Below are 18,055 nucleotides of genomic sequence, written 5' to 3' on the forward strand. Positions count from 1 at the left end.
CGTGGTATGGGCCCCGTTGTACCCCATCGGCACACAGGGGGGGGGAAACACCTGGAGCCATACTTTTGATTTCGACTTCGCGGGCAAGCGCCGTGGTGTCACGGGCGGCAGCAGCTGGATCGGCCGCGCCGCGGTGGAGCTGCTCTGCGGCGCCGGCGCCCGGGTGCTTGCGACGGGCACCTCCGCTGAGCGGCTGGCCGCGGTGGAGACGAGTTGCCCCGGCGTGATGGCACGCGTCAACGATGCCGGCGATCCGGCGGCGGCAGACGCGCTGGCAGCTGCGGTGCGGGAGTGCCTTGGTGGTTTGGACGGGGCCTTTCTGAATGCCGGCACCGCCAGCTTCGAGCCGTTGCCTGTGCTCACCGCGGAGGCCGTTGACCGCCAGTTCGCCGTCAACGTGCGCGGGCCGATGCTGCAGGTGCGCGCGCTCGCTCCGCTGATCGCAGACGGCGGTGCAGTCGTGCTCAACACCTCCATTGCCCGGGAGAGCGGCTTGCCGGGGGCAGCGGCTTATGCGGCCAGCAAAGGGGCGCTGCGCTCTCTGGTGCGGGTGGGGGGGGGGAGGCGGGGGGCGCGGGGCGTCCGGGTGACGGCAGTGAGTCCCGGGCCCCTGGCCTCGGGCGTGTACTCCCGCGCCGGGATGGCCGAGCGTGCAGTGGCCGGCAGTGGCGGAGCCGTGCAGGAGAAGGTCCCCCTCGGGCGCTTTGGTACGCCGGAGGAGGCGGCGCGGGTTGCGCTGTTTCTGCTCTCGGGGCTGGCGGCCTTCGTCACCGGCTCAGAGTATGTCGTTGACGGCGGCTTGAGCGAGGTTTGAGCATGCGCCGGCACCTGCTGACCCTAGTAACCTGCCTGTTCGCGGCCTTGCTCGGCCCCGGGCATGCGGCGGCGGAGTCGCTGTTGGCATTGGACGTGCAGCATGATGATGGTCGCTACCGGCTGCGGGCGGACATGGAGATCGCCGCGCCCGCTGCGGCAGTGCGGGAGCGCCTGACAGACTACGCCAATCTCACGGCGTTGAACCCGGCCATTCGCCGCAGCAGCGTCGAGGCGGCGCCGGCGCCCTTTTCGGCGCGCGTCACGACGCTGGTGGAGGCCTGCGTCGAACAGCTGTTTTGCCGCACTTTGCGGCGGGTGGAAGACGTCCAGGAGGCACCGCAGCGGCTCGTGGCGGTCATTGTGCCCGAGGGCAGCGATTTCCGCGCCGGGCGCACCGAGTGGCGGCTATATCCGCAGCCGGATGGCGTGCGGGTGGCGTACCGAGCGGAGCTGACACCTGCCTTCTCGGTACCGCCGGTGTTGGGGACGGCTTTGGTCAAACAGGGCATGGCGCGGGAGCTGCGCCGGCTGTTGCAGAATCTGGAACGGTTGGCTTTAGCAGATTCCTGACCTCGTCGCCGGCGCTTGCGGCCGGCATCGGCCCATGCCCGGTCAGCCGAGCGCACCGAATCCCGACCAGCAATGCGTCCTGTCGCGTCTTGGTCGGGGCCCACCATTCGCTTACACTCCCGCCTGCACGGGTCGGCACCGTGCTCAGCGTGGAGCAGATCAGTCCGTCTATGGAGCCCAACCAACCGCAAGCGCAGCCGCCCCGCCGGGTGCGCCTCGTGCAGTGGGTGCGCTGGCTGCTCAAAGCCACCATCTGGTACGGGTTGACGGCGCTGCTGGACCGTGTGGGCTTCACGCCGCAGACGGTCCAAGTGCTCTGCGTCGACCCGGATGCAAACAAGCTGCTGCTGCTGCGCAGCCGCGAATATCGCTCCGGCTGGTCGCTGGTGCAGGGGCTGCGGCGGGGTACGCGCTCGTTCGGGCTGGGTCCGGTCTGCGCAGACGTGCGCGAGGATGCTCGACGCGAGCTTGCGCGGGAGGCTATACCAAAGCCGCCGCCGCTCGCCGACTTTCGCATTGCTGAGCGCTACCGGGAGGGTCCCTTTCAGCAGTTCGACTGTACGGTGCTGGTGGTCTTCTGTACGCCGGACGGCGTTACCCTAGGTCCCGAAACCGGTGCCGGTGCGCCGTGCTGGCTGCCGCTCGCAGAGGCGTTGGACCTGCTGAAAAACAAGGTCCTGCGGGAGCTGTTCGCAGACTGGCGTGACGACCCCGCCGCCAACCCGGCTGCCCCGGCCGAGGAGCACCGGCGGCGCTTCCTGATGGGGCCGCCGGATGCGGCGAGCGTCGCACAGGCGCAGCAGGCGCCCGTCGGCGCGCTTGATCGGCTCTGGCCCATGCCCCTGCTGATGCTGGAAACGGCACGTGCGCTGGGTGCGCGGCGCTTCGAAGAGGTCTACCAGGCGGACCGTGACTACGCAGGCCAGCTCTGGTCGGCGATGTCCGTGGACGCCCGCGACTGCTACCGCCCAGACCCCCGTTTATGGCGGGATTGCCGTTTCCTTGACACGCGGCGTGTCGGGGATCTGCTGGGGGGCTGGCTCGACGCGCGCATCGACCGGGTCGCAGGGGACAGTGACAACGCCCAGGCGCGCTCCACCCCCGGCTGGATGAGCCCGGATACGGCGCTGCGGTTTCAGGCGCGGTCCGGGTGCGAGCTGTCCCTGGATCTGATCTACGACGCGTGGGACGACCGTGTCGGTTGTTTCGTCAGCAGCGGTGGCATGGGCGGCGCCATGTCGGACGTGCTGCTGTATGCGCTGATGTCAGAGCGCTACCTGCCCATCCCGGTTTTTCACACCCATCGGACCTATCGCACTCGAGTCGGCTACAAGCAGGCCTCGCCCGTGGATTATTGGGCTATGGGGTCGCTCTACTACCGGCTGAACGGGGCGCCGGTTGGGGATTGCGTGTTCTTCCCGGATGGCACCTGGACCGAATACGGCGTCACCGGTCACGGGCGTTGTGTCTTCCGCCGGGCAGGGGATGCGCTGCTGCCGCCAGACGGCGAGCCTGTGACCACCTTCATCGATATTTCCTTGCCGGAGCGACCGCGGCGCGGCGGGGCGTAGGCTACCGCGCCGCTGCGGTTTAGTGCTCGCCTGCTGTTCAGCTCCGCTGCTCCAACCGCCAGCACTTGTGCACCTGGGGGTTGCGCTGAAAGTCGCGCGGGATGGTTGCGGCACTGATGTCCTCGATGTGCAAACGGCTTGTCGGCCCGTCGGCCGCGGCCAGGGCCGACGTGTCGAGTCGAAAGCGGCGGCGGTTGGTGGAGAAGAGCAGTACCCCATCCGGCGCGAGCAAGGTCAGTGCTCCGCGAATCAAGGCCACGTGATCCCGTTGCACATCGAAGGTGCCCCACATCCGCTTGGAGGTAGAGAAAGTCGGCGGGTCCAGAAAGATCAACCCAAAGCGCCCGCGATAGGCACGAGCGTTGGCGAGCCACTCCAGGCAGTCCGCCTGGATCAGCTGGTGGTCGCGACCGGTGAAGCCGTTCAGCGCCAGGTTCTGCCGTGCCCAGTCCACGTAGGTGCGCGACAGGTCCACGCTGGTTGTGGATCGGGCGCCGCCGGCGGCGGCGTGCACGCTCGCGCTTGCGGTGTAGCAGAAGAGGTTCAGCATGTGACGGTCGCGGGCCAGCTCGCGCACCAGACGGCGGGTGTCGCGGTGGTCTAGGAACAGGCCCGTGTCGAGATAGTCCTCGAAGTTTACGAGAAACGTCAGCCCGTCCTCTGCCACCGCATGGAAACGCGCAGTCTGGCGTAGGCGCTCGTACTGGGCACTGCCGCGCTGGCGCTGGCGGATCTTGAAGAAAATGTCCTCCTCCGGCACCGCCAGCACCTCGGCAATGACGCCCAATGCCTCGCGCACGCGGCGGCGCGCCGCCTTCGGGTCCACGTCGGGCGGCGCGGCGTACTCCTGCACGTGTACGAAGCGCCGCTCAGGGTGCTGGGTGTCCGCCGAGCCATAGATGTCCACCGCCAGCGCGTACTCCGGCAGGTCTGCGTCATAAAGGCGGTAGCAGCTGTTGCCCTCGCTTCGGAGCCATTTGGCCAGCGCCTTTTGATTCTTGCGCAGGCGATTGGCGAGCATGTCGGCGCCCGGGCCCCGCTCTGCGGCCGGCAGCGGGCGGGGGCGGTCGGAGACATGGGCCTCCGGGCTGACCTCAAAGTGCAGCAGCCGGCACTCGATGGGCCCGTTGTACAGGGTGTGGAAGCGCTTGGCGCGCAGGCCCATGCCCTTTCCGAGGTCCGGATTGCCGGTGAGCACAGCGGCGTGCCAGCCGTCAAAGCGCTCGCGCAGAACCCGACCCAAGGTGGCGTAGAGCGCCGGCAGCACAGCCGCGTCTTCACTGCGACCTCCATGCTGTCCCCCCAGGCGCTGGCCGTAGGGCGGGTTGGTGACGAGGAGGCCGGGCTTGTCTCCCGCCGCGGGTGCGCAGTCCGCGAGTTCGCGACGGTCGAAGTGGAGGTGACCGGCGAGCCCGGCACGGGCGGCGTTATCCCTCGCCGCGCGTACCGCCCGTGGGTCCTGGTCGGAGCCGCGGATACGCGGGCCGTGCTTTGCCATCCGCGCAAGACCGGCGGCACGGCGTTCGCGTGCCTCGCCGAGCAAGTCTTCCCAGGCGGCCGCAGCGTGACCGCGCCAGCCGGTGCAGCCCCAGTGCACGCCGAGCTCGGTGCGCAGCAGGCCGGGAGCGATGTCGGCGGCCATCAGCCCGGCTTCGATGGGGAGCGTGCCGGTACCGCAGAGCGGGTCCAGGAAGCCGCCGCCGGCGGCGGCGATGCCCGGCCAGCCGGCGCGCAGCAGCACGGCGGCGGCGAGGTTCTCCTTGAGCGGCGCTGCACCGTCCTGGATACGGCAGCCGCGGCGATGCAGCGGGTCACCGGCGAGGTCCAGGTAGAGCGTGGCTTGGTCGCGAAAGATCCGGCAGCGGAGGGCCAGATCCGGGCGCCGGGTGTCGACATTGGGGCGTTCGAGACCGAGATCCCGAAACTGGTCCACGATGGCGTCCTTGACCTTGAGCGCGCCGTAGTGGCCGTTTTCGACGCCGGAGCGCACGGCGTCCAGGTGCACGGCCAGCGTGCGTCCCGGCGCCAGATGCTCCGGCCAATGGATATCTCGCACCCGGTCATAGAGGTGCTCGGCGTCCGGAGCGTCGAATGTCGCGAGAGGCATCAGGACACGGCTCGCGACTCGGGACCAAAAGAGCACCCGGTAGGCATCTTCAAGTCCGCCGCTGAAGCGCACGCCGGCGCGAGTATCTTGCGCGTTCGCTATGCCGAGCCCGCGCAGCTCCTCCGCCAGCAGAGTCTCCAGGTTGCGGGCGGCGGTGGCGAAGAAGGCGTGCTCTACCGGTCCGCTGTCGCTTGCGGTAGTGGCGCGCGCCGTCACTGATTGACCGCCTTCACGGTGTTCGGCAGCTGCGCGAGTGTCACCTCGGCGAAGGTCTCCAGCGCCGCCCGCCGCGGAAAGCTGCGTCGGAACACCAGCGAGATGCGGCGCTTAGCGTCCGGAAGATCCAGCCGACGGGCAATGATGCCGCTGTCGGTCATCCAGCTGCCGCGGATGGCCAGCGCCGGCACCAGGGTGCAGCCGAAGCCGGCACCGACGAGCTGGAGCAGCGTCTCCAGGCTCGCGGCGCGCAGATCCGCCATTTCGCCGGTGCGCGGGCGGTCCGCGAGCTTGCAGACCTCCATGACCTGGTGGCTCAGACAATGCCCCTCGGAGAGCAGCAGCAGGTCGATGGACTCAAGGTCTTCCTGCGTGATGTCGTCCTTCTCGTAGAGCGGGTGTGTGCGCGGATGCGCGAGCCAGAAGGGCTCGTCGAACAGCGGGATGCTGGTGAGGTCGGGGTTCGCCGTCGGTGTGGCCAACAGGGCTGCATCCAGCTCATGCTGGTCCAGGCGGCGGAGCAGGGCCTCCGTGGTCTCCTCGAACAGCACGAGCTTCAACTGGGGGCAGCGGCGCTTCAGGGGGACCAGCACCAGCGGCATCAGGTAAGGGCTCAAGGTCGGGATGGCGCCCACCCGCAGCGGCCCGGCCAGCGGGTCTTGGTGCGCACGCGCCACCTGCTCGATGGCATCCGCCTGCTCTACCAAGATTCGGGCATGGCCAAGGATCTCTGCGCCGATGGGCGTGACCTCCACCGACCGGTTGGTGCGCTCGAAGATCACCACCCCCAGGTGGTCCTCGAGCTTCTTGATCTGTCCCGACAAGGTGGGCTGACTCACGAAGCAGCGCTCTGCCGCTTTGCCAAAATGCCGGGTCTCCGCCACGGCGAGGATGTACTTGATATCCCGGAGGTTCATGAACTGCGGTTGTTGTGTCGTGCGCGCTGGTTAAGACCGTACGGATGCTAAACCAATCCCGGCGGACAATGTCGTCAGGGCAAATCCGCCCCGTCGAACAGCCACCGCAGCAGCGCATGGTGTACCGCATGACCATGCCAGGCCGCGAGCCGCTGTCCGGGTAGGGCGTTCACCAGGACCACGACCACCCAGCGTTGGCCGTCTGGGTCCAGTACATAGCCCGCGATGCAGCTGGCGTCGCGCACGGTGCCGGTCTTCATGTGGGCGCGGCCCGCGATGGGCTCACTCTGCATGCGGTTGGCGAGGGTGCCGTCCACGCCCATGATCGCCATGGAACCCATCAGCTCCGGCATCCAGGGCTGGTGGTAGGCCCAGGTCAGGAGCTCGCCCAAGCTCGCCGCGGCGATGCGCGTCTGGCGCGAAAGACCGGAGCCGTTGTCGATGACGAGCCCCGGAAAGCTGAAGCCGCGCTCCGTGAGCCACGCGTCGAAGGCCGTGCGGGCCTTCTCCTCGCTGCCCGGAGGCCCTGCGTGCGCCGTACCCAGGGTCAAGAAAATCATCCGCGCCATCAAATTGTCCGACCACTTGTTCACCCGCCGCAGCAGCGCGTGCAGGGGCTCGGAGTCGGTGCGGTGGAAGACCTCGGCATTCGCGGGGGCGGCGGCCGCGAGCAGCCCACCGCGGATGGTGCCGCCCGCCTCGCGCCAGAGGGCGTCGAAGGCTGCGGCGACGTGCTGCTCTGGACTCAGGAGCAGGCGCGGGATGCGCTCGTCGGTACATTCGCTGGCGAAGTTGCCACTGATGGTGAGCCTGGGGGCCGCCGGCGTCCCGCCGGCAGCAGTTGGTGTTTCGTCGGCGGGGGTCGGCAGCACTGGCGTCTCCGCCGGCGCTGGCTCAGGTGGCGCGATGTCGCCGGCGCCCGGTGCGCCGGTTTGTGAGGTATCGGCCCCACCGGCTGGCGGTGCTTCATCCGTCCCGCCCGCCGTGCTGAAGCGCACGCTGAGTCGATGGTAACGACCGCGGCACGGTGCCTGTACCACTTGGGCGTCGTTGTCGATATCCAGGTAGCTCAGTGGCGGGTCCGTGTAGACGCCGACACCGCCGCGCACATGGTCGTTGTAGAGCACGATGTCGGTCACCTGCCGGTTCAGGCTGAGCGCCGCCGGCAGCGCGTTGTAGCTGCGCTGAGCGGCGCCGTCGAAGTCGCCGCGGGCCGCCGTGGGCGCCACCAGGTGACTGTTGTCGAAAATGACGTCGCCGGCGATGTGGCGAATACCCTTCGCGCGCACCGCCCGGATCAGAGCAGCGAATGACTCGGTACCGAGGAAGGGGTCGCCATAGCCCTTGATGCTGAGGTCGCCCTCCAGGGTGCCGGCGATCACGTCCCCTTCGATGAGCACCTCGGTGTGCCACCGATACTCTGGTCCCAGCAGATCCAGCGCTGCGATGCTGGTGACGAGCTTGATGGTGGAGGCGGGGACGCGCGGATGCTCGGCGTCCACGGCTAGCAAGGGGCGCTCGGCATCAACCCGCCGCACGTAGGCGCTCACCTGGCTGGGCTCGAGCGTCAGCTCCGGCAGCAGGGCGGCAACCGCCTGCGGCAGCCCGCCATGCGGCGCGGCAGCGGCAGCGGGGGTCGAGGTTGCAGTGGGCGCGGCGTCTACCAGCGGCTGCGCTGGCGCCTGTTGGGCTGACAGGGGCGGCCATAGAAGGGCGCAGCCCCCGCCCGCCGCGCCCCCCAGTGAAGGAGCGTGGGCCGGCATCCGCCCGGGCTCTCGCGGTGCCCCCGCCCGTCCCCCCCGGGCGGCCTTTGGGGCGACGGGCGGCGACGCCAAGCCGGACGGCCGCATGGCGCAGACAGCCTTCGCCGTTAGCTGCCGGACTCGCCGGCAACAGCGCCCTGGCAAGAGGTACTGCGTCGCGCTCCCCATCCCGCGCAAGCCCGGTTCGCGTCCCGAGCGCTCGGCATCAAACCTGCCCGCCGTCGTCGCCCTCGACGTCGCCGCCATTGGCGGCGGGTGGTGACCCGTCCTCGGTCGCCAAGGGCTCAGCGCTCAGCGGACTGTCGTCGGGCGTGTCGGCGGGGACACCCGGCTCGTGACCCATCACCACTCCCGCCAGCGGCGGCAGTGCAATGGGGATGGAGTGGGACCGGCCCATCCAGCTCACGGGCTCTGCGTGGACGCCACCGCGATTGCCGACGTTACTGCCGCCGTAGAGCTCGGCGTCGGAGTTCATGGCCTCGCGGTAATAGCCGGGCTGGGGAACACCGATGCGGTAGTTTTCCCGCGGCACCGGGGTGAAGTTGAAGGCGCAGGCGACGATCTGCTTGCCGTCCTTGGACTTTCGCAAGTAGCTCAGCACGGACTGGCTGGAATCGTGGCAATCGATCCATTCAAAGCCCGCGCTGTCGAAATCCACCTCGTGCAGGGCCGGGTGCTGCTGGTAGAGCTGATTCAGGTCGCGGACGATCTGCTTGATGCCCTGATGTTGGGGACGCTCCAGCAGGTACCAGTCCACTTCGGCGTCGAAGTTCCACTCCTGCCCTTGGCCGAACTCGCAGCCCTGGAATAGGAGCTTCTTGCCCGGATACGTGAACATGAAGGTGTAGAGCAGCCTGAGCGACGCGAACTTCTGCCAGGCGTCTCCGGGCATCTTGTCCAGCATGGACTTCTTGCCATGGACCACCTCGTCATGGCTGAAGGGCAGCACGAAGTTCTCGGTGAAGGCGTAGAGGAGCCCGAAGGTCAGCAGGTCGTGGTGGTAGTGGCGGTAGATCGGGTCCTTCTCCATGTAGGACAGGGTGTCGTGCATCCAGCCCATGTTCCATTTCATGCTGAAGCCCAGGCCCCCCAGGTAGGTGGGGCGGGAGACCTGCGGCCATGCGGTGGACTCCTCCGCCACCATCAGCGAGCCCGGGTGCTGCTCATGGGTGACGGTGTTCAGCTGGCGCAGGAAGTCCACGGCGTCCAGGTTCTCGTTGCCGCCGTACTTGTTCGGGATCCATTCGCCGTCTTCCCGGGAGTAGTCCAGGTAGAGCATGGAGGCCACCGCGTCCACGCGCAGGCCGTCGATGTGGTACTCGGCGAGCCAGTACAGCGCGCTGGACAGCAGAAAATTCTTCACCTCGTGGCGGCCGTAATTGAAGATGAGCGTGCCCCAGTCCTTGTGCTCGCCCTGGCGCGGGTCGGCATGCTCGTACAGTGCCGTGCCGTCGTACTTGGCGAGCGCCGTGGTGTCGCGCGGGAAGTGTGCGGGCACCCAGTCCAGCAGCACGCCGATGTCGTGCCGGTGCAGCTCGTCGACGAAGGCGCGGAAGTCATCCGGCGTGCCGAAGCGGGCGGTGGGTGCGAAATAGCCCGTCGCCTGGTAGCCCCAGGAGGCGTCCAGCGGGTGCTCGGTGATGGGCAGGAGCTCGACGTAGTTGAAGCCTATCTCGGTGCAGTACTCCGCCAGGCGCTTGGCGATCTCGCGGTAGTTCAGGAAGGAGCCGTCGGCCTTGCGCTGCCAGGAGCCTAGGTGCACCTCGTAGACAGATATCGGGCTGTGCTGCCAATCGCGCTTCGCGCGCCGCGTCAGCCAATCTGCGTCCCTCCAGTGATAGCTGCTGGGGGCCGTCAGGATGCAGGCGTTGTCGGGCCGTTCTTGAAAGGCATTGGCGTAAGGGTCGATCTTCACATGCACATTGCCACCGCCGTCGCGCAGCTCGTACTTGTACAGGCTGCCGGGCGTGAGGTCCGGGATGAACAGCTCCCAAACGCCGGAGCCGCCGCGCACACGCATGGGGTGGACGCGGCCATCCCAGTCGTTGAAGTCGCCGATGACGCTGACGCGATGGGCGCCCGGCGCCCAGACCGCGAACTGAAAGCCCTCGACGCCGTCCACCGTGCGCCGGTGCGAGCCCAGGAAACGATAGGCGTGCCAATGGCGGCCTTCGCCGAACAGGTGCAGGTCGAAGTCGCCGAGCTGGGGGCCGAAGGTGTAGGGGTCGCAGCGGCTGCCCACGCGACCCTGGCGGTCGTACCAGGTGATGCGGTAGTGGGTCTGCCCGGCGAGCTGATCGGCAGGTCCCTCCCAGGTGAAGAGGTCCGTGCCTGGCATGCGCATGAGATCGATGCCTGCCTCGTTGATACGCGCGCGCTCCGCCTGCGGAAGGAAGGCGCGCACCGTGGCAGTGCCGTCGTCGAGGTCGTGGCGGCCAAGCACCCCGAAAGGGTCGTGGTGGCGGGCCTCGACGATGCGCAGCAGCGGCTCGGGCAGGGAGGCAGACGGGTTCGGACCGATGGGCATGGGGACTTCCGTTGGCGTATCTTTTGCGGGTTCGGGCGCGGCTGGGCGCTGGGGCTGGACGCGGCCGGCTCGATGACTCGCAATGCTACCATGCACCCCCTGCGGATTGCCGGCGCGCGCCGGCGGGCGATGCAGGCCGGGAGCCTTGCGACGAGTGCATGCCCGCGTGCTTGCCCAGCGGTCAGACGCTGCGGTCGGGAGCCGGCGCGGTTGCGGCAACGTCCCGGCATATATCAAGCGACCCACGAGGTGAAACATGCCGGATGCCGGACCACGTTTCGTCAGCCGCCTGACGCGCAATACGCTGGCCCTGATCCTGGCGGGCGGTCGCGGCTCGCGGCTCAAGGATCTGACGCGCTGGCGCGCCAAGCCGGCGGTCCCTTTCGGAGGCAAGTTCCGTATCGTCGATTTCCCGCTGTCTAATTGCATCAATTCCGGCATCCGCCGCATCGGCGTGGTGACCCAGTACAAGGCCCACTCGCTGATCCGCCACATCCAGAACGGCTGGGGTTTTCTGCGCGGCGAGTTCGGCGAGTTCGTGGAGCTCTGGCCCGCGCAGCAGCGGGTTGCCGAGACCGCCTGGTACGCCGGCACCGCGGATGCAGTGTTCCAGAACCTGGACATCATCCGCAGCCACGATCCGGAATATGTGCTGATTCTCGCCGGCGATCACGTCTACAAGATGGACTACGGCACCATGATTGCTCACCACGTCGAAACCGGGGCCGACCTCACGGTCGGGTGCCTAGAGGTACCGGCGGAGCGCGCCCGCGAGTTCGGTGTTATGGATGTCGACATCGAGGGCCGTGTGCGCGCATTCGTCGAGAAGCCGGCGGAGCCGCCGGAACTGCCCGATCAGCCGGGGCTCTCGCTCGCGTCCATGGGCATTTACGTCTTCAACCGGGATTTTCTCTACGAGCAGCTGATTCGCGATGCCGACCAGCCGGGCTCCAGCCGCGACTTTGGCAAGGATCTGCTGCCCTACGTCATCCAGCACTACCGGGTCATGGCCTACCCGTTCCGGGACCCGAAATCCGGCGAGCAGGCCTACTGGCGGGACGTCGGCACCGTGGACGCGTTCTGGGAGGCCAATCTGGAGCTCATCGGCGTGACCCCTCCGTTGAGCCTGTACGACGAGCATTGGCCCATTTGGACGTACCAGGAGCAGCTTCCCCCGGCCAAGTTCGTCTTCGACAGCGACGAGCGACGCGGCATGGCCGTGGACTCCATGGTCTCCGGCGGCTGCATCATTTCCGGCGCGACGGTGCGCCATTCGCTGCTCTTCTCCAGTGTGCGCGTGAACTCCTTCTCCTATGTGCAGGACTCGGTGGTACTGCCGAACGTGGACATCGGCCGCAATTGCCACATCCAGCGGGCCGTCATCGACCGTTCGTGCAGCATCGCGCCGGATACCACCATCGGCTACGACCGGGCCGCCGACGAGGCCGCCGGCTTCTACGTGAGCGAAGGCGGCGTGACGCTTGTCACGCCGGACATGCTGGGGCAGCAGATCAATCGGGTTAGATGACAGGGGCTAGGGGCTAGGGGCGAGGGACAAGCGCACGACTCGGCGACCGACGAGGACCATGCTTCCTCAGCCCTCAGCCCTCAGCCCTCAGACCTAAGCCCTCAGCCCTGCGCTGCGGCGCATGGTGACGCGCGCTGCGCTTGGCGGGCGCAATTCGATACCATCTGGCATCCGCTAGTCCAGGGAGCTGTCATGTCCCCCGATCTGCTCGACCGGCGTCGCGCCGGGCTGCTGCTGCACCTCACCTCGCTGCCCGGCGCCGGTCCTTTCGGCGACCTGGGCTGGGAGGCGCATAACTTCGTTAACTTCGCTGCTGACTGCGGCTTCACGCTCTGGCAGATGCTGCCGGTGGGGCCGCCGCAGGGGAGCCTCTCGCCCTACCAGACCAGCTCCGCGCACGCGGGCTGGGCGCAGCTCATCGGGCTGGATCCGCTGGTGCAGGCGGGCTGGCTGGACGCTGCACCGCCGGCGCCCTTTGATGCGGCCGCAAAGGTGCGCGCGCTGCGCCGAGCGCATGCCGGCTTTCAAGCGCACGCCGACGATGCCGCACGGCGCGAGCTGGACACCTTCCAGACCGAGCAGGCCTATTGGCTCGATGACTACGTGCTCTACCAAGCCATCCACGACGAGCGCAAGCTGCCGTGGTGGCAGTGGCCCAAGGGCCTACGCGGGCGCGAGTCCCGGGCTCTGGGGCAGGCGCGCAAGCGTCTGACCGCGGAGCTCGAGTATCTGAAATGGGAGCAGTTCGTCTTTTTCCGCCAATGGCGGGCCCTGCAAAAGCATGCCCGCGAGCGCGGCGTGCTGCTGTTCGGGGACATGCCCATCTTCGTTGCCCACGACAGCGCGGAGGTTTGGGCCCGGCCCGGCGACTTCGACCTCACCGACACGGGTGAGACCCGCAACGTCGCCGGCGTGCCACCGGACTATTTCTCGGTCACTGGCCAGCGCTGGGGCAACCCGCTGTATCGTTGGGACCGGCTCGCGGCGAGCGACTACAAGTTCTGGATCGACCGCATGCACACGCAACTGCGGCTGTTCGATGTCGTGCGTATCGACCACTTTCGTGGCTTCGAGTCGTTCTGGGAGGTGCCGGGCGACGCCGAGACAGCCATCAATGGGCGCTGGGTGCCGGCCGGAGGCGACGCTCTTTTCGCGCGCCTTGAGCAGGAATTCGGGCGCCTGCCGCTGGTGGCGGAGGACCTTGGGGTCATCACCGATGCCGTGACCGCACTGCGCAAGAAATATCGCATGCCGGGGATGAAGATCCTGCAGTTCGCCTTCGACAGCGGGCCGGACAACCCCTACCTGCCGTTTCGGCACAGCCGCGACGCCGTGGTCTACACCGGTACCCACGACAACGACACCACGCTGGGCTGGTATGCCTCGCTGCCGCAGGAGTCGCGCCATGCCGTGGACGATTACCTCGGTCTGCCCGGTGAGCCCATGCCCTGGCCGCTCATCCGCAGCGCGCTCGGCTCCCGCGCCAACTTGGCCATCCTGCCTATGCAGGATGTGCTCGGGCTGGACGGTGAGCACCGAATGAACACACCGGGCACCCCCGAGGGCAACTGGACCTGGCGCTTCACCTGGGAGCAGGTGACGCCGGAGCTGCCCGGCCGACTGACGCACCTGGTCAGCCAGTATGGGAGGGCGCCGGCGGACTGAACGAGCATCGCCCGACGCGTCTAACTGTGACACAATTGCGACAGCGTGCCGCCATCAGACTGTCATCTTCTTGCTGTAGCCTGATGCGGTTTTATCCGAGCTGAAGAGACGCGTAGGGCATGGCAGAGAAGACCAAGGCCACACTGGCGGACAAATTCGACCAAAGGGTCTTCGACGCCATCTACTCCCGAGCACTCGTTTACAACACCTGTTGGGAAGACCCCGCCGTCGACCGTCAGGTGCTCAATATCGGTGCCGGCGACCGCATGCTCGTCATCACCAGCGCGGGCTGTAACGTGCTGGACTATGTGCTGCTTGGACCCGAGCACATCCATGCCGTGGATGCCAACCCCCGGCAAAATGCGCTTCTCGAGCTGAAGCTCGCCAGCATCCGACGGCTCGAGTTCGAGGATTTCTTCGCCGCCTTTGGCCGCGGCTACCATCCGCACTTCGAGCGGCTTTACCGCGCCGACCTGCGCGAGCACCTCTCGCCTTTCGCCCAAGGCTTCTGGGACAAGCGCGTGCGCTGGTTCGGCAACCCGCGCGGGAGTTTCTACTTCCACGGCCTCTCCGGCATCGTCGCCAAGTCCTTCCACGCCTATCTGCGCTTCCGCCCGCGGCTCGCCCACAGCATTCGCGAGCTGTTCGAGACCCGTTCCCTGGATGATCAGCGCCGCATCTACGACGACCGGGTGCGCCCGCTGTTCTGGACGCCCGGCGTCAACTGGACGCTGTCGCGGCAGCTCACCATGAGCATGCTCGGCGTGCCGCACCCGCAGCGCAAGGAGGTGCAACAACAGCACGAGCGCGGGGTGGCCGGCTTCGTGCGTGAGTCCATCGAATACGTCTTCCGCCAGCTGCCCGTCTGGACCAACTACTTCTGGATGGTCTACCTGCGCGGCAGCTACAGCGAGCACTGCTGCCCCGAGTATCTGAAGCCCGACAACTTCACGGCGCTGAAGGGCGGGCTGGCGGATCGCATCTCCCTGCACACAGCGACGGTGGCTGAACTGCTCACCGAAAGCGACCGGCGCTACTCCAAGTACGTCCTGCTCGACCACATGGACTGGATGAGCTCCTACCACCCAGACGCTCTAGCAGAGGAATGGGCGCTGATCCTCAAGCGCGCCCGGGACGATGCCCGGATCATCTTCCGCAGCGCCCATGCGGCGCCTGCCTACCTGGAGAGCCTGGAGATCGGCCCGGAGCGCAGCCACCTGCGCGATCGGCTCCGATTCCACCCGGAGCTGGCCGCCTCCCTGCAGCCGCTGGACCGGGTGCACACTTACGCGGGCTTCCACGTTGCCGACGTCTTGGCCTGAGGCCGCCGCCGGCACGTCCATCGACCGTCAAACCCGCTTGGCGCCCCTCAGCTGATGTCCCTCACCGGCGACGCTCGCGTGCTGCTGTCCATGCTGCGCGGGCAGCCCAAGCACGGCTCCCACGCCGAGCGGCTCGCCGCTTTCTACGGCCCCCAGGCGAGCCAATACGACGCCTTCCGCGAGCGACTGCTGCACGGCCGTGGCGAGATGATCGACACCCTATCGGCGGCCCTCACCGAGCAGCGCAGCAGCCTGGACGGCGTGCATGTGGTGGAGCTTGGCGGCGGCACCGGGCGTAATCTGCTCTTTTTCGGCGAGCGGCTGCCACACCTCGGCCGTGTGGACCTGGTGGACCTCTGCGGACCGCTGCTGGCCGAGGCGCGCCGGCGCTTTGTGGACCGGTCGAATGTCCGGGTTTGCGAGGCCGACGCCTGCAGTTGGCGGCCCGACGCGCCCGCCGATGCTGTGTATTTCTCTTACGCCTTGACCATGATCCCGGACTGGCGGGCCGCCCTGGACAATGCCCTGGCCATGCTGAAGCCCGGCGGTGTGCTGGGCGTGGTGGACTTCTATGTCTCGGCGCCGCGACCGGATGTCGGTCTGGCCCGCCACACGGCCTTTACGCGCTTCTTTTGGCCGCGATGGTTCGCACATGACGGCGTCCGGCCGAATCCGGAGCACCTTCGGGCGCTGCGTGAGCGCCTGCCGATGCACCAGCTGCACGAGGCGACAGCGCCCGTGCCCTATCTGCCCCTGCTGCGGGTTCCCTATTACCGATTCGTCGGCCGGCTGCCCGGCTGAGCCGTACTCTGCCGGTCCCGGCGATGGTTGAATTCTGCGCTTCCCCCGCCATGCTTGAGCGGCAACGTCGAGCCGGCACCCCCGAGACCATGCGCCACCCGACCACGCGCCCGCAGCACAAAATCGGACACGCCCAGCCGCACCGAGGCTACGGCGCCGGTCAGCGGCATCGGCCCGTTTGGCCGATGCCCCTTCGGCATTGAGGGCCTCGACTCGCGATCCACTCCGGCCGCACAGTCGACTCACGCATCAGTGCATCTCCGCCGAGCACCCTGGCGCAGGGTTACACACACCCGCAACGAGCCGGGGCGCTGCAGCCGCCGCGAATCCGAAGCAAAGGAGCGATCCATGCAGCAGCCCGAAACTGGCGAATCCTACCGAAGTGATCAGCGGCGGGCCGTCACGGACCTCTCGCACCTTGCCGCCGATTACCGCCGCGTACGCGCGCTGACCGAGCACCTGTGCGAGCCCCTCGCCGTGGAAGACTATGTACTCCAGACCGCTGTGGAGACGAGCCCGCCGCGTTGGCACATCGCCCACGTGTCCTGGTTCTTTGAGACCTTCCTGCTGCGGCCGTATCTGCCGGGCTATCGGGTTTTCCATCCGCGTTACGAGTATCTATTCAACTCCTACTACGAGCAGACCGAGACCGGCTTTTGGCCCCGTCCGGAGCGGGGTCTGCTGTCCCGCCCCACGGTGGCGGAGATCTACGACTACCGCCGCCACGTCGACGCGGCCATGGCACGGCTGCTGGAAGACTGTCCCGACCAGCTTCGGCCCACCCTAGCCGAGCGACTCGCCATTGGCATCAACCACGAGCAGCAGCACCAGGAGCTCCTGGTGACCGATATCAAGTACAACCTGGCCTACAACCCGCTCAAGCCCGCCTATCGTGGTGACTTGCCGCAGGCGCCCCTCGGCCAGCCGGATGCCGTCGACTACCTGGGCTTTGACGGCGGTCTCCAGGAGATCGGCGCCGACCTCATCGCCGGCTTCGCCTACGACAACGAGACTCCGCGGCACAAGCGCTGGCTTCGGCCTTACCGGCTGGCGGATCGGCTGGTGACCAACGCCGAATACCTCGAGTTCATCAGCGACGGCGGTTACGAGAATCCTGCGCTCTGGCTCGCCGACGGCTGGGGGGCGGTGCAGCAGCACGGCTGGCGGGCGCCGCTGTATTGGGAGCCGGCAGCGAGTGCTTCCCGCGAAGATCTGGCCTCCGCCGATGCCTGGGCGCAGATGACCCTCGGCGGCATGCGCCCGCTGAATCCGGCGGAGCCCGTGTGCCATGTGAGCTACTTCGAGGCCGACGCCTTCGCGCGCTGGGCCGGCAAGCGGCTGCCGACGGAGGCCGAGTGGGAGGCCGCGGCGGCGGGTGCGCCGGTCACCGGAAACTGCGTGGACCAGGGTCAGCTGCACCCCATGCCGGCGCCTGAGCGCACCGCCGGCGGCGGCCTGCGCCAGCTCTTCGGTGACTGCTGGGAGTGGACCGGCAGCGCCTACTTGGCCTATCCGGGCTATCGGCCCCCCGCCGGTGCACTTGGCGAGTACAACGGCAAGTTCATGTGCGGGCAGATGGTCATGCGCGGGGGCTCCTGCGCCACCTCGCAGGACCATACCCGTGCCACCTACCGCAACTTCTTCTACCCCCACGAGCGCTGGCAATTCAAGGGCATACGACTGGCGGAGGACCAAGAATGAAGCCAGAGACCACCACTGGGAAAGCCGCGACGGGCCGTGTGCACTTCCACGACCTGCATCCGACGCCGGCGGACATGCGCGCTGAGGTGCTTGCAGGGCTCGCCCTGCCGCAAAAACGCCTCTCGCCCAAGTTCTTCTACGACGCCGAGGGCTCGCGGCTATTCGACGCCATCTGCGAGCTGCCGGAGTATTACCCGACGCGCACCGAGATCGGCATCCTGCGCCGCCACGGCGCCGAGATGGCCGAGCGCCTGGGCCGCGAGGCGCTGCTCATCGAGCTTGGCAGCGGCTCGAGCGTCAAGATTCGCACCCTGCTGGAGGCGTTGCGCCCCGCGGTCTATATGCCCGTAGATATCTCAAAGGAGCACCTGCTGAAGTCGGCGGAGGACCTGGCGGCGGCCTTTCCCGGGCTCGACGTGCACGCGGTGTGCGCCGATTATTCCAGCGCCTTCGTGCTGCCGGTGGACCACCACGACCATCCGCGGGCGGCCTTCTTTCCCGGATCGTCCGTCGGCAACTTCGAGCCTGCGGCCGCCGCGCGCTTCATGGCG

13 protein-coding genes are annotated in these 18,055 nt (G+C 67.7%); 9 read left to right on the forward strand and 4 right to left on the reverse strand.

From position 1 onward, the window contains the following. The 3 genes from I6U14_RS07055 to I6U14_RS07065 all read left to right on the forward strand — a co-directional run. On the forward strand, positions 1-814 hold an 814-nt coding region (locus I6U14_RS07055; RefSeq protein WP_296898032.1), incomplete at its 5' end, for an SDR family oxidoreductase. A 2-nt stretch (positions 815-816) separates the two neighbouring features. Next, positions 817-1,386 (forward strand): SRPBCC family protein, encoded by a 570-nt coding sequence (locus tag I6U14_RS07060; RefSeq protein ID WP_296898033.1) that lies wholly within the window; start codon positions 817-819, stop codon positions 1,384-1,386. A gap of 170 nt (positions 1,387-1,556) precedes the next feature. Next, complete coding sequence (locus I6U14_RS07065) at positions 1,557-2,957, forward strand: hypothetical protein (RefSeq protein WP_296898035.1); 1,401 nt, start codon at positions 1,557-1,559, stop codon at positions 2,955-2,957. 37 nt (positions 2,958-2,994) lie between these two features. On the opposite strand, the gene rlmKL is transcribed toward I6U14_RS07065, so the two are convergent. The 4 genes from rlmKL to glgB all read right to left on the reverse strand — a co-directional run bounded on the left by rlmKL (position 2,995) and on the right by glgB (position 10,487). Beyond that, positions 2,995-5,280: a bifunctional 23S rRNA (guanine(2069)-N(7))-methyltransferase RlmK/23S rRNA (guanine(2445)-N(2))-methyltransferase RlmL gene (gene rlmKL / locus I6U14_RS07070; protein ID WP_296898037.1), complete on the reverse strand. Its 2,286-nt coding sequence runs from the start codon at positions 5,278-5,280 to the stop codon at positions 2,995-2,997. After that, positions 5,277-6,197 carry a hydrogen peroxide-inducible genes activator gene (locus tag I6U14_RS07075; protein ID WP_296898038.1) on the reverse strand — a complete coding sequence of 307 codons (921 nt, stop codon included), beginning with the start codon at positions 6,195-6,197 and terminating at the stop codon, positions 5,277-5,279. Before I6U14_RS07075 ends, rlmKL begins: the two co-directional genes overlap by 4 nt. A 74-nt stretch (positions 6,198-6,271) precedes the next feature. Further along, a complete protein-coding gene (gene dacB / locus I6U14_RS07080) occupies positions 6,272-8,206 on the reverse strand; it encodes a D-alanyl-D-alanine carboxypeptidase/D-alanyl-D-alanine-endopeptidase (RefSeq protein ID WP_367115636.1) in 1,935 nt (644 codons plus the stop codon). Next, positions 8,166-10,487, reverse strand: coding sequence for a 1,4-alpha-glucan branching protein GlgB (glgB, locus tag I6U14_RS07085; protein WP_296898040.1), 2,322 nt, complete (start codon positions 10,485-10,487; stop codon positions 8,166-8,168). The genes dacB and glgB overlap by 41 nt, the downstream gene beginning before the upstream one ends. A 256-nt stretch (positions 10,488-10,743) precedes the next feature. Here glgB and glgC point away from each other — a divergent pair, with 256 nt between their 5' ends. From glgC to I6U14_RS07115, 6 genes are all read left to right on the forward strand, one after another. Then, on the forward strand, positions 10,744-12,015 hold the full coding sequence (gene glgC / locus I6U14_RS07090; protein ID WP_296898041.1) for a glucose-1-phosphate adenylyltransferase: 1,272 nt from the start codon (positions 10,744-10,746) through the stop codon (positions 12,013-12,015). A gap of 192 nt (positions 12,016-12,207) precedes the next feature. Beyond that, positions 12,208-13,680 (forward strand): 4-alpha-glucanotransferase, encoded by a 1,473-nt coding sequence (gene malQ / locus I6U14_RS07095; RefSeq protein ID WP_296898043.1) that lies wholly within the window; start codon positions 12,208-12,210, stop codon positions 13,678-13,680. A gap of 119 nt (positions 13,681-13,799) precedes the next feature. Beyond that, positions 13,800-15,002 carry a BtaA family protein gene (locus I6U14_RS07100; protein ID WP_296898044.1) on the forward strand — a complete coding sequence of 401 codons (1,203 nt, stop codon included), beginning with the start codon at positions 13,800-13,802 and terminating at the stop codon, positions 15,000-15,002. Positions 15,003-15,056: 54 nt separating this feature from the next. After that, a complete protein-coding gene (locus I6U14_RS07105) occupies positions 15,057-15,803 on the forward strand; it encodes a trans-aconitate 2-methyltransferase (RefSeq protein ID WP_296898046.1) in 747 nt (248 codons plus the stop codon). A gap of 348 nt (positions 15,804-16,151) precedes the next feature. After that, entirely contained in the window at positions 16,152-17,504 is a 1,353-nt protein-coding gene (gene egtB / locus I6U14_RS07110) for an ergothioneine biosynthesis protein EgtB (protein WP_296898048.1), read from the forward strand. Next, a partial coding sequence (locus I6U14_RS07115) for an L-histidine N(alpha)-methyltransferase (RefSeq protein WP_296898050.1) occupies positions 17,501-18,055 on the forward strand: 555 nt, incomplete at its 3' end. The genes egtB and I6U14_RS07115, both read left to right, overlap by 4 nt.

The sequence above is a fragment of the Thiohalocapsa sp. genome, assembly GCF_019695415.1.
GTDB lineage: Bacteria > Pseudomonadota > Gammaproteobacteria > Chromatiales > Chromatiaceae > Thiohalocapsa.

Coding starts and splice junctions, on each gene's coding strand:
- dacB (WP_367115636.1), bottom strand. CDS start 8,206: ATGGCGGCGACGTCGAGGGCGACGACGGCGGGCAGGTTTGATGCCGAG.
- I6U14_RS07075 (WP_296898038.1), bottom strand. CDS start 6,197: ATGAACCTCCGGGATATCAAGTACATCCTCGCCGTGGCGGAGACCCGG.
- I6U14_RS07060 (WP_296898033.1), top strand. CDS start 817: ATGCGCCGGCACCTGCTGACCCTAGTAACCTGCCTGTTCGCGGCCTTG.
- glgB (WP_296898040.1), bottom strand. CDS start 10,487: ATGCCCATCGGTCCGAACCCGTCTGCCTCCCTGCCCGAGCCGCTGCTG.
- malQ (WP_296898043.1), top strand. CDS start 12,208: ATGTCCCCCGATCTGCTCGACCGGCGTCGCGCCGGGCTGCTGCTGCAC.
- I6U14_RS07065 (WP_296898035.1), top strand. CDS start 1,557: ATGGAGCCCAACCAACCGCAAGCGCAGCCGCCCCGCCGGGTGCGCCTC.
- glgC (WP_296898041.1), top strand. CDS start 10,744: ATGCCGGATGCCGGACCACGTTTCGTCAGCCGCCTGACGCGCAATACG.
- I6U14_RS07100 (WP_296898044.1), top strand. CDS start 13,800: ATGGCAGAGAAGACCAAGGCCACACTGGCGGACAAATTCGACCAAAGG.
- egtB (WP_296898048.1), top strand. CDS start 16,152: ATGCAGCAGCCCGAAACTGGCGAATCCTACCGAAGTGATCAGCGGCGG.
- I6U14_RS07105 (WP_296898046.1), top strand. CDS start 15,057: ATGTCCCTCACCGGCGACGCTCGCGTGCTGCTGTCCATGCTGCGCGGG.